Origin of the sequence: Eggerthia catenaformis OT 569 = DSM 20559 (assembly GCF_000340375.1) — a bacterium.
In the GTDB taxonomy this organism is placed as follows: Bacteria; Bacillota_I; Bacilli_A; order Erysipelotrichales; family Coprobacillaceae; genus Eggerthia; species Eggerthia catenaformis.
Window position 1 is genome coordinate 3,118 of sequence record NZ_KB446652.1, and the last position, 11,893, is coordinate 15,010.

The 11,893-nt window shown below is 37.6% G+C and carries 9 protein-coding genes and 2 pseudogenes; all 11 read left to right on the forward strand.

Translation table 11 applies throughout. The features are described from left to right. The first annotated feature begins 15 nt into the window (after positions 1 to 15). The gene (locus tag HMPREF9943_RS09985; RefSeq protein WP_003034004.1) at positions 16 to 147 is read left to right on the forward strand and encodes a Maff2 family mobile element protein; all 132 of its coding nucleotides are present in this window, start codon (positions 16 to 18) and stop codon (positions 145 to 147) included. A gap of 722 nt (positions 148 to 869) precedes the next feature. Further along, positions 870 to 2,729 carry a group II intron reverse transcriptase/maturase gene (gene ltrA, locus HMPREF9943_RS09520; RefSeq protein ID WP_004804438.1) on the forward strand — a complete coding sequence of 620 codons (1,860 nt, stop codon included), beginning with the start codon at positions 870 to 872 and terminating at the stop codon, positions 2,727 to 2,729. A 105-nt stretch (positions 2,730 to 2,834) separates the two neighbouring features. Continuing rightward, positions 2,835 to 2,981, forward strand: coding sequence for a Maff2 family mobile element protein (locus tag HMPREF9943_RS09990; RefSeq protein WP_081602258.1), 147 nt, complete (start codon positions 2,835 to 2,837; stop codon positions 2,979 to 2,981). A 19-nt stretch (positions 2,982 to 3,000) separates the two neighbouring features. After that, positions 3,001 to 3,864 (forward strand): VirB6/TrbL-like conjugal transfer protein, CD1112 family, encoded by an 864-nt coding sequence (locus tag HMPREF9943_RS09525; protein ID WP_000466908.1) that lies wholly within the window; start codon positions 3,001 to 3,003, stop codon positions 3,862 to 3,864. A gap of 17 nt (positions 3,865 to 3,881) precedes the next feature. Continuing rightward, complete coding sequence (locus HMPREF9943_RS09530) at positions 3,882 to 4,145, forward strand: hypothetical protein (RefSeq protein ID WP_004804451.1); 264 nt, start codon at positions 3,882 to 3,884, stop codon at positions 4,143 to 4,145. Positions 4,146 to 4,148: 3 nt separating this feature from the next. Continuing rightward, positions 4,149 to 4,538: a PrgI family protein gene (locus HMPREF9943_RS09535; protein ID WP_004804452.1), complete on the forward strand. Its 390-nt coding sequence runs from the start codon at positions 4,149 to 4,151 to the stop codon at positions 4,536 to 4,538. Beyond that, complete coding sequence (locus HMPREF9943_RS09540; protein WP_040402914.1) at positions 4,450 to 6,879, forward strand: VirB4-like conjugal transfer ATPase, CD1110 family; 2,430 nt, start codon at positions 4,450 to 4,452, stop codon at positions 6,877 to 6,879. The genes HMPREF9943_RS09535 and HMPREF9943_RS09540 overlap by 89 nt, the downstream gene beginning before the upstream one ends. 3 nt (positions 6,880 to 6,882) lie before the next feature. Beyond that, positions 6,883 to 9,015, forward strand: a pseudogene (locus HMPREF9943_RS09545) (CHAP domain-containing protein). Between the two features lie 11 nt (positions 9,016 to 9,026). Continuing rightward, positions 9,027 to 9,266 carry a hypothetical protein gene (locus HMPREF9943_RS09550; RefSeq protein ID WP_004804465.1) on the forward strand — a complete coding sequence of 80 codons (240 nt, stop codon included), beginning with the start codon at positions 9,027 to 9,029 and terminating at the stop codon, positions 9,264 to 9,266. Further along, positions 9,241 to 10,701, forward strand: a complete 1,461-nt coding sequence (locus tag HMPREF9943_RS09555) for a CD1107 family mobile element protein (RefSeq protein WP_004804466.1) — start codon at positions 9,241 to 9,243, stop codon at positions 10,699 to 10,701. Before HMPREF9943_RS09550 ends, HMPREF9943_RS09555 begins: the two co-directional genes overlap by 26 nt. A 94-nt stretch (positions 10,702 to 10,795) precedes the next feature. Next, a pseudogene (locus HMPREF9943_RS09560) lies at positions 10,796 to 11,893 on the forward strand (DNA topoisomerase); the annotation flags it as partial.

The window sequence follows — 11,893 nt, forward strand, 5'->3', positions numbered from 1 at the left end:
GAGGAGGAATAACTTATGGCATTTTTTACACAGGCAGTTAATGTATTAAAGATTTTGGTTATGGCAGTAGGTGCAGGACTTGGAGCATGGGGCGTTATCAACCTGATGGAAGGATATGGTAATGACAATCGTGCGACACGTTCATAAGTGAAAAGCTTATGCACTAAGTAGAAGGACAAAAAGTTCAAAACTTAGGAGAACTGACAATCTGATAGGTAGAATGACGGGGTAACGCCCTGAAATGCCTACACTGATACTCCGATTGGCAATGAATATTAGACTATTTCATTGTCAAAAGCTCGGTGAAGTCGGCAGAGAGTAGCCGTAAGACTGGTATTTCATATCAGACACGAAAGCTGTTCAGAGGTGGACGGTGCTACCTATATGCCGGGTGTCGAATACGCATGGTGAGAATGTGTATACCAAAGCACTGACGTACTTCCGAATGTACAAGTCTAAACGTTTGAATTTGCCTAACGGCAATTCCCATCAAAGATGGGGTGTTTGTGGATGAGTAAGAATGGTTGTTATGAAAATCCATATATCGTTACAGGCGATATGGCGAAAACTAAACACAGGCTTAGAGGAAGAACCTAAACGTATTCAAAGATAAGATTGTCGGAACGTGGTAAGCCGGGAACATGGAAGCAGTCTAATGCTAATGAAGTGTTGAATGGGAAAATGACTGTAAAAACAGCATATAACCATTCTTTATCTCGGGGAAAGCGGTGGCACAGTACCTATGAAGCGAAAATAATAAGTTCGTGGAGGGATAGCCACCAGTCACAGGAAAGTACAAGAACTGAAATTAAGACAAACACAGCTTCGAGTATGACAAAGAAAATCAAATCCGAAAGGAGATGGTGACTGTGTCCACTTCGAAACAAACACTGAAACAAAGCAAAATCCGTTATACGGAATACTATGACTTGCAAAAAGTCCTTGATGATTTATATGAAGATAGCAGTAAGAATAAAATATTTTCAAATTTAATGGAGCTGATAACTTCAAGAGAAAATATAAAACTCGCCTATCGCAGTATCAAAGGGAACAAAGGCAGTCATACAGCCGGAGTAGATGGCAGAACAATAAAACATCTATCAAGGCTAAATGAAGAAAAATACATTTCTCTCATACAAAAACAGTTTCATTGGTATAAACCACGCCCTGTAAAGAGAGTGGAAATACGAAAGCCTAACGGGAAAATAAGACCTTTAGGAATACCGACTATTATAGACAGAATTGTACAACAATGTATCTTGCAAATATTAGAGCCAATATGCGAAGCCAAGTTTCATGACAGCTCCTATGGGTTTCGACCTAACAGGAGTACGGAACACGCAATCGCAGAATGTGCAAGACTAATGCAGATACAGCACTTACACTATGTAGTTGATATTGATATACAAGGATTTTTCGACAACGTATATCATGCAAAGCTCATAAGGCAACTTTGGAATTTGGGAATCCAAGACAAAAAGTTACTTTGTATCATTAAGGAAATGCTGAAAGCAGATATAGTTATGCCCGATAAAAAGGTAATTACACCAACAAAGGGAACACCACAAGGCGGAATATTATCACCGCTACTATCTAATATAGTCTTGAACGAATTAGATTGGTGGGTTTCTTCTCAATGGCTGACAATACCCACGCATTATCCATATAAACAGAGAACGAACAGTCAAGGAACAGAGATAAAAAGTCATACCTACAGAGCTTTAAGAACAAGCAACCTAAAAGAAATATACATTGTAAGGTATGCTGATGATTTTAAGATATTTTGCCGTAATTACTACGATGCAAAAAGAACTTATCAGGCAGTTACAAAATGGTTGCAAGACAGATTAAAACTAAATGTGAGTGAAGAAAAATCTAAAATAACAAATCTAAAACAAAGGTATTCGGAGTTCTTAGGCTTCAAGCTTAAGGTTAAACCAAAAGGCAAAAAGTTTGTTGTACAGTCGCATATAAATGATAAGGCACTGAAAAAGGCAAAAGAAAATATTTCTAAATGTGTTGCGGATATAAAAAGACCTGCAAATGAAAAGGAACAGTACAAAGCAATAGCTAAGTATAATGCTACTGTTTCAGGCTTGCATAATTATTACCAAATAGCAACAAACGTGAGTTTGGACTTTGCTAAAATAGCCTTTCACATTAAAAAGCAGATGAACAACAGACTGGATATTAAAACCAGTGGAACACTAAACAAAGGATTTATCAAAGAAAAATATGGAAAAAGTAAACAGCTTCGCTTCCTTAATGGACATCCGTTAATTCCAGTGGGATATATCAGGACAAAGGACGCAAAACACAAGAAAAAGGTTGTAAATAAATACACTGTAAAGGGCAGAGCTTTCATTCATAAAAATCTACAAATTGATGTAGATACACTTGTCTGGCTGATGAAGCACCCGGTGCTTGATAAAAGCATAGAATTTGCAGACAACAGAATTTCGCTCTTTGCAGCTCAATATGGCAGATGTGGAGTAACAGGAATAAAACTTACACCAAACGATATACATTGCCATCACAAGATACCGCTTGAACAAGGCGGTACAGACAGTTACAGCAACTTAATTCTTGTTACGGAGGCAGTTCATATACTCATCCATGCAACAAAAGAAGATGCAATCCAAAAATATATAAAAGAGCTTGGATTAACGCTCAAGCAGATTGAGAAATGTAATAAGCTTAGAAAAATGGCAGGATTGCCACCAATTTAGAGAAAAAAATAATTTGTTACGAAGTGTGTAAGTCTTAGTTAAAACGTGAAAATCTTTCCTGTGATGGAACGCCGTGTGCGGTGAAAGTCGCATGCACGGTGTGAAGTGGGGGAAAATCCGGAGATAATATCAAAGGATTACCTATCACTATCCGGAGCAAAATCGCAAGGAATAAAGCAGCTTATGGCTGGAGGAGGTATCGTTCTTATCGGACTTAAGCTCATTCCACTACTTGCGGGTGTACTCAATTGAGAAGAAAAGGAGAGCTTAGATGTTTGGAATATTCGACAAGATAGAAGAATTCTTTAAGGAGCTTTTACTGGGCGGTATCCAAGCAAACTTAGAGTCCATGTTTCTTGATATCAACGACAAAGTTGGTGCGGTTGCAACAGATGTAGGTAAAACGCCTATGGGGTGGAACGGAGATGTATTTGCCTTTATCAAAAGCATTAACGATTCCGTTATCATTCCAATAGCGGGACTAATCATCACAGCAGTTCTTTGTATCGAGCTTATCAATATGGTAATGCAAAAGAACAATATGCACGATACAGATACCTTTGAATTTTTCAAGTACATCATCAAGATGTGGATTGCTGTATGGTTAGTATCCCATGCCTTTGAGTTTTCAATGGCAGTTTTTGATGTGGCACAGCACATGGTAAATAAGGCGGCAGGGGTGATAAATACCTCTGCCACCGTTTCCGGAGATCAGATAGTGGCAATGATGGATACCCTAAAAGAAAAGGGACTTGGAGAACTTGTCATGATTCTCTTTGAAACCTCACTCATAAAGGTTGCTATACAGGTAATATCCGTTGTGATTATGCTTGTAGTTTACGGAAGAATGTTTGAGATTTATGTTTACTCATCAGTTTCAGCCATTCCATTTGCCACAATGGGAAACAAGGAGTGGGGACAGATTGGAACAAACTACATCAAAGGACTATTTGCACTTGGACTACAGGGACTCTTTTTAATGGTTTGTCTTGGAATATACGCAGTTTTAGTTAAGACGATTAAGATAACAGATATACACACAAGTACCATGACGATACTTGGCTATGCGGTTTTGCTGGGGTTAATGATGCTAAAGAGCGGAACACTGGCCAAAAGCGTATTAAATGCACACTAAAAGAAAGGAAAGATAGTATGGATAAAAGAAAAACAGTATTTACAACAGTAGTAATTGGAGCAGGCATTATGGCGATAATTGATAGAATCAGACTTCATAACAAGGTAAAAGAATTGGAAGAAAAAACACAGGACATCGGTCGCTGCCATAACGATTTTTACCTAATGCAGCAAAGATATAACAAAAACACAAACGAACAGATAGAGACTATTCAGGAAGAAATCGGCTCTGTATATGAACACTTTGAGGAGCTGTCAAAGGGTAAAGAAGATGGGAGGTAAGATATGGCATATGTACCAATCCCTAAAGACTTAAATAAGGTAAAGACAAAGGTTGCTTTTAACCTAACGAAAAGGCAGCTCATAGGCTTCACACTTGCAGGACTGGTTGGAATACCAGTCTATTTATTTATGAGGAAGTTTGTGCCAAATGACATAGCTGTCATATTCCTTATCGTATCCACGCTTCCTATCTTTTTCATCACACTACTTGAAAAAGACGGACTGACATTTGAGAAATACTTTAAGCACATCTACCTTCATAAGTTTTATCAACCAAAAAAGAGAGTGAGAAAGGAGGTTTACCTTGAACAAGAAAAGAAAAATTCAGCAAATAAAACTCATGCAAAACGAAAAGGCATTGAGAAGTCAAAAGCGGGACTTAAAGAAAAGTAATTGCAAGTCAAAAAAAGATAAGGGAGGAATCCTTGACCTTATCTTTAAGAAAGAACCGAAAAGATATACGGTAGAAGATACCATTCCATATCTAAGGCTTTTAAAAAGCGGAATATGCCAGCTTGATGAAAAGCACTTCAGTAAAAGTATAGCCTTTCAGGACATTAACTATCAGCTTGCCTTAGATGAAGATAGGGACTTGATTTTTAATCAGTTTGCAAACTTTCTAAACTCCTTTGATCCGAGCATCAGCATTGAGTTTTCATATATCAATCAACTCGGACGAAACGAAGAAATGAAGTCGGCAATTCAGATACCGGATAAAAAGGACGGTTTCGACGATATACGCTTTGAATTTAGAGAGATGCTTAAAAGCCAGATTGTAAAGGGAAATAACGGACTTAAAAAATCAAAGTATGTAACCTTTACAGTGGAAGCGGATAATTTAGAACAGGCAACATCAAAACTTGAAAGACTGGAGATAGATATATTATCTAATCTAAAGAGCATGGGTGTGAGAGCAGAAAGCCTAAACGGAGAAGAAAGGCTAAAGATACTCCACGATGTTTTAAATCCAAATAAAACATTTGAATTTTCCTACAAAGACCTAAAGAAAAGAGAAAGCACAAAGACATATATTGTGCCTGATGAGTTTAACTTTACACCGAGTAGATACTTTAAGTTCGGCAAATTCATCGGAGCAACAAGTCATTTTCAAATCCTTGCCAGTGAGCTTTCAGATAGGATGTTATCCGAGTTTTTGGATATTGACGATAACATCAATATTTCCTTTCATATTAGGGCAATCGACCAATCGGAAGCCATTAAGATGGTAAAACGAAAAAACACTGATATTGATAAGATGAAGATTGAGGAAAATAAGAAGGCGGTAAGAAGCGGTTATGATATGGACATTCTTCCATCGGACTTAATCACCTATGGGGAAGACGTAAAAAGCCTCTTAAAAGACTTGCAGACAAGAGATGAGCGAATGTTTGTGGTAAGTATCGTCTTTATGAACTTTGCAAGGACAGTGCAAAAACTCGATAACACAATTGCTCAAATAAGCTCCATTGCAAATAAGCATAACTGTAAGCTGAAAAGACTTGACCATTCTCAGGAACAAGGTTTAGTGAGCGTGCTGCCTCTTGGTGTAAATAAGATTGAAATAGATAGAGGACTGACAAGCTCATCAACGGCAGTATTTATGCCATTTACCACAGAGGAACTTTTTATCAATTCAAGTAATAGTCTTTACTACGGACTAAATGCCCTAAGCCATAACCTGATTATGGCAGATAGAAAGAAATTAAAGAACCCAAACGGTCTAATCCTCGGAACTCCGGGCAGCGGTAAATCCTTTAGTGCCAAAAGAGAAATGGCAAATGCGATTTTAGTAACAGATGATGATGTGATTATCTGCGATCCGGAAGGAGAATATGGAAACCTCGTAAGGCAGTTTAAGGGAGAAGTCATTAAGGTCAGCAGTAAGTCAAAGGATTACCTGAATCCCCTTGATATAAACACAAACTACGGAGATGGGGACGCACCGCTTAAAGACAAGGCAAACTTTATCATGAGTATGCTTGAGCTTGTAGTAGGCGGCAGTGGACTTACAGCAGAAGAAAAGTCCGTTATAGATAGATGCCTGCCAAAAATTTATGAAAAGTATTTTGAAAACCCAGAGCCTTGTAATATGCCAATACTGCAAGACCTATACGATATGTTAAAAGGACAGGAAGAAAAGGTTGGTAAGAAGCTGGCAACAGAGATGGAAATCTATGTATCAGGCTCTCTCAATGTCTTTAACCACAGGTCAAATGTGGACTTAAATAAGAAGCTCCTGTGCTTTGATATTAAAGAACTTGGAAGCCAGTTAAAGAAAATAGGAATGCTTGTCATTCAGGATCAGGTGTGGAACAAGGTATCACAAAACAGAGGAAACAAAGCGACAAGATACTATATCGACGAGTTCCATTTACTTTTAAAAGATGAGCAGACAGCATCCTATTCCGTAGAGATTTGGAAAAGATTTAGAAAATGGGGAGGTATCCCAACAGGGATCACGCAAAATGTCAAAGACCTACTTATGAGTAAGGAGATAGAAAATATCTTTGACAATACAGACTTTGTCTTAATGCTAAATCAAGCATCAGGAGATAGAGAAATACTGGCAAGAAAACTTAAAATCTCACTTCCACAGCTCAGATATGTTACCAACTCAAATGAAGGCGAGGGACTACTATTCTTTGGAAATACCATTGTGCCTTTCCTTGATAAGTTCCCGAAAGATACAATTCTATATCAGAAGATGACTACCAAGCCGGAAGAAGTGAGGTAGCCTATGGGAAAGAAGCTGAAAAAGGATTTTAAGGAAAGGCATAAGGCAAGCCTTGAAAGAGAGATGTTTCATAGTAAAACAGATACGATACCTGAAGAAAGTAAGCTAAAACATAACGATGATTACAAAGGTAAAATGGTTCATGAGAAAGAACGGTTTCAGGATAAAGTGCATGAAAAAACAAGTAAGGTAAGTGCTGATAATGAAAAGTCTTATGGAACATCCAAGAGAAACGAAAAATATAGAGCTTCAGATAAGGGAGACGTAAATTCCGCAATTGAAACGGGAAGATCAGATTATATTACGGAGGTTAAGGATGGAAAAATCTATGATCCTTTAGGAAAAGACCTTGATAATGATGGGATTATAGACAGATACGACAATGACTTTAGGGATAGCGACTACTTTGAGTCAACCTATGATGTCGAGGATAATCTTCATCATAAAGCAGAAAATACAAATAGCTTCTCAAAAAGCCAAAAAGCTCAAAAGAAAAATTATAAGAGAAAAAACTATACCGAAAACCTTTATACAAGGAAAAAGGATGATGTGTTAAAGGAGAATAAGCCTGAAGATAAAAAGGCGGGAAAAGATGCTGTCAGCGAAAAAGTTCATAGCAGCATATAAAAAGACCAAAAGAAAAAGCTAAAGAAAGATATGGTAAAAGTATCTGCACTTTCTGGACTTGCCAAAGGAAGTGAAACTGTAAGAGATTACCTGTCTCATGGAAGTGATGAAAATCAAGGAGTGGAAGCAGGAGAAAAGACAGCAGATACAAGCTCCAAGCTCATTCATGGCATAAAGAAGTACTCGGATAAGAAAAGAGCTAAAAGAGGCTATGACCTTACAAATAAGGACTATAAAATCAGAAAACGTAAGTCAAAGTTGGAATTTCGTGATGCCAAAAAGGAACTGAAAAAGACGGATGAGTATAAAAGAGCAAGTGCATATAAAAGATTTCAAAAGAAAAATCAGGTAAAGGCAGCAATTTCTCGTGAGAATAAGTCAAGGCTTAGAGATCGAATTAAAGAGGGACTTATCGGAACACTGAAAAGCTCAAAGGATATGATTATCCGAAAAGCAAAAGGACTAATGCTTATTTTCATAGGTATCATTATCTTAGGGACATTTGTGATTAACTTTGCAGGAACGGGAATGACAGGCTTTATGAACTCTACAAGCTCTGTGCTTACAACAAGCTATTTATCAAAGCCAAATGTCCTAAGGGAAATCAATCAGAAATTTTCAGATATGGAGGGTGAGCTTCAAAGTGAAGTTGACCATGTGAAAGAAAATTATCCCGGATATGATGAATACATCTTAAATAATACAGAATACATCGGTCATAATGTCCATGAGCTTTTATCCTACATTACATCAAGGTGTGGAGAGGTAAAGAGTGTATCGGAAGTAGAATCCATATTAAAAGAATTATTTGATTCCATGTATGACCTTGAGTATAGGGAAGAAATTGAAATCAGATACAGGACGGTTACAAAAACCTATACCGATGAAGATGGCAATGAATATACCGAAAGCCACGAAGAACCTTATGAGTATAAAAAACTCATCGTAACGCTTCATAAAAAAGAGATGGACAGCATTATCCGAAAGGTCTTTGCAAACTATCCCGATAATCTAAAGCACTATGAAGCCTTGTTCCTTGCACAAGGCAATATGGGAGAAGCCTTTGGTAATTCTGACCTTATCAGTGCAAATGGAGGTATCGGCGGTGGAAAAGAGTATGAGGCATCTACGGAAGTACAAAAGAAGATTGTTAATGCTGCATACATTACGCCATCTCCGGGTGCAGGCTGGTGTGCCATGTGGGTATCACAGGTCTATCAAAATGCAGGACTTGGATATATAGGCGGGAATGCCTGTGATATGTACCGAAACTATACCTTTACATCAGACAGGTCAAAGCTCAAGGTCGGAATGCTTGTGGCAGTCGAAAGCAGCAGTAGCGGAAGCAGTGCAGGGCTTACCTATGGTCATGTAGGTATTTACATTGGAGATGGAAAAGTGATTGATAACATAGGTCGAATAAGAGTAACTACCTTAGATGATTGGATAGCAACATTTTGTAAGCACCATCCCGTAGGATTCGGTTTTCCGCCAAATGTAAAGAAATAGGAGGTAACAATTTGAAAAAGGAACTGATAGCAGTAAAAAACAGAATAAAGAAGTTAAAGGATAAAAAGGCTCTGATTGATGAAGAATTAGAGCCTTTATTCATTCGTGAAGAAGAGCTTGAAAATGAAGAAATCATTGCCATTTGCAGAAAGAACAACATCACAATCAGCGATTTGATGGCAAAGGTAAACAGACAAAAAGCAGAAATGAAAAAGGAGAAAACAAATGAAAACCAGTTTGAAAAAGAATAATAAGTTTTGGACGGTAGCACTTGCGGTAATTGTAAGTATTAGTTGTATTTTAGGTCTTTGGACGGTTGTTTATGCACAGGAGCAAAAATCTGAAGCTCCAACAAAAAACGAAGCTGTTCAAACGGAAGTTGAAGTAAATGTAAAGTATATCTTTGAAGATGAAAAGGTCTTTAAGGAAGAAAAGATAAAGGCTGAGAAAGGACAACTTATTGATAGCGGAGATCTTCCAATGCTCCCGGATGATATGAAATTTATTGATGAATTTCTGTTTTATGAGGTAAAGGGAGATGGAAAAGATGAGATTATCCGTAAGGTAGCAAAGATAGAGGTTAAGGATAAGGAAACGCAGACAGAGCTTTCTAAAGACGATATTTCCAAGATGGAAAAGCAGGCAAAAGAACTTCAGGATAAACTTGATAAGTTAAATTGTGAACTTAAGGACAAAGACAAATTAAGTGATAAGCAAAAGAATAAAATTAAAGACCTTGAAGATGAAATTGATAGCCTGAAAGAAAAAATGAAGAAAGATAAGGGGAATAAGGACTTATCAGAAGATATGAAAAAGGAAATAGATAAGCTGACGGAAAAGGTGAAAGAGCTTGAGAAAAAGGCAACTGAAACAAATAAAGCTCCTGTAACATCACAATCAGTTACACCGATTAGTCCCATTTCCGGAATTAAGACAAGTTCAGGCATTTCAAATCAAACACCCGTAAGCAACAACGGCAAAGGAACTTCTGAAACAACAAGTTCAGGGACTGTTACAAAGGATACGGCTAACGCAGAAACAAAAGAAAAGGAAATTCGTTATCCCAATAAGTTGACGGCAAAAGCTCCTGCGAATAACAGTCAGGATTCATCAATGGGGTCTGCAAGTAAGAGTGTAAATACCAACAAGGGAGTAGCTTCATCTCCGTCAAAGGCGAGAGCATCCGTTACGGAGAATAAAGATAATGCAAATAAGGAGTATCCGATTCATCATGGAGATAGCAGCGATAACAAAGAAACGGATAAGTATTCGGCAGATGCAAGGCAGTTTATTACCTTTCAGACTAAAAATGGTAAGACATTTCATTTAATCATCAATCACGATGAGGATAGTGAGAATGTAATGCTTTTAACGGAAGTATCCGAAGATGATCTCTTAAACATGGTGGAGAAAAAAGAAGCACCAAAGCAGGAAGTAGTAAAAGAAGAACCTGTTAAGGAAGAAGTAAAGCCTGAGAAGAAGGACGAAAAGAGTAATTTAGGAACCTATATTATTTTGCTTCTTGTAGTAGGTGGTGCATTGGGGGCAGGCTACTATTTTAAGGTTGTAAAAAAGAAAGAAGATAAAGAACTTGAAGCCTTAGAGGAGGAAGATGATGATTTCTTTTCTGAAGCTGAAAGCGAGGAAGAAATAAATGATGCAGATGAAGTAGAAGATGAAGAATAAACGCACCTAAAAACATATGATTTTGGGTGCAAAGTTAGGGCGGGAGAGTAACATCTTTCGCCCTATTTTGATTTATAACAGGAGGAAAACACAGATGAAGTTAGTTATTGCGGAAAAACCGAGTGTTGCAATCTCCATTGCAAAGGTTATTGGAGCAAATAAAAAGAAAGACGGATATTATGAAGGAAACGGATATAGGGTGAGCTGGTGCGTTGGACACCTAATTCAAATGGCAAATCCGGATGCTTATGATGAAAAGTACGCCAAGTGGAATATGGCTGATTTACCGATTGTTCCAAAGAACTATAAGTATGAGATAGCAAAATCCACGAGGAAACAGTTTAATATCCTTAAAAAGCTGATGAATGATAAAGAGATTGATATGGTTATCAATGCCTGCGATGCAGGGCGTGAGGGAGAAAGTATTTTTAGACTTGTATATAATCAAGTGAATTGTAAAAAGAAGATGAAACGCCTTTGGATTTCTTCAATGGAAGATAGTGCCATTAAAGAGGGTTTTGATAACCTAACAGACGGAAAAGACTATGATAATCTCTTTGAATCGGCACAGGCAAGAGCGATTGCGGATTGGTTAGTCGGAATGAATATTAGTAGGCTCTACTCTTGCCTGTATCAGCAAAATTACAGTGTTGGCAGAGTGCAGACACCTACCCTTGCCATGATCGTAAAAAGAGATGAGGAGATAGCAAATTATCAGAAAGAAAAATATTACACAGTAGAACTGTCAACAAACGGATTTACACTCTCAACAGACAGAATTGATGACGAAGTTGCTGCCGAACAGCTAATAAATTTAGTAGGCGATAAGATTGAAATAACCGATATCATTCAGAAAGAAAAAATTACAAAACCTGACTGACCATTTGACCTTACAACACTGCAAAGAGAGTGCAATAAGTATTTCGGATATAGTGCTAAACAGACACTTGATTATGCCCAAAGCCTTTATGAGAAAAAGCTCATCACCTATCCAAGAACAGACAGCAGATATTTAACGGAAGATATGATTGTAAGTACGGTTAATAACATTTTAGGTAAGAATGACTTTGACACAGGGCGTATTAAGACGGTATTTAACTCTAAAAAGGTTACGGATCATCATGCGATTATTCCGACAATCAGTTCATTAAAGGAAGATGTTTCGGAGCTTCCTCCAAGCGAAGCAAAAGTT

Excerpts from the sequence above, each read along its gene's own strand:
- HMPREF9943_RS09985 (WP_003034004.1), top strand. The coding sequence starts at position 16 with ATGGCATTTTTTACACAGGCAGTTAATGTATTAAAGATTTTGGTTATG.
- HMPREF9943_RS09525 (WP_000466908.1), top strand. The coding sequence starts at position 3,001 with ATGTTTGGAATATTCGACAAGATAGAAGAATTCTTTAAGGAGCTTTTA.
- HMPREF9943_RS09530 (WP_004804451.1), top strand. The coding sequence starts at position 3,882 with ATGGATAAAAGAAAAACAGTATTTACAACAGTAGTAATTGGAGCAGGC.
- HMPREF9943_RS09535 (WP_004804452.1), top strand. The coding sequence starts at position 4,149 with ATGGCATATGTACCAATCCCTAAAGACTTAAATAAGGTAAAGACAAAG.
- HMPREF9943_RS09555 (WP_004804466.1), top strand. The coding sequence starts at position 9,241 with ATGAAAACCAGTTTGAAAAAGAATAATAAGTTTTGGACGGTAGCACTT.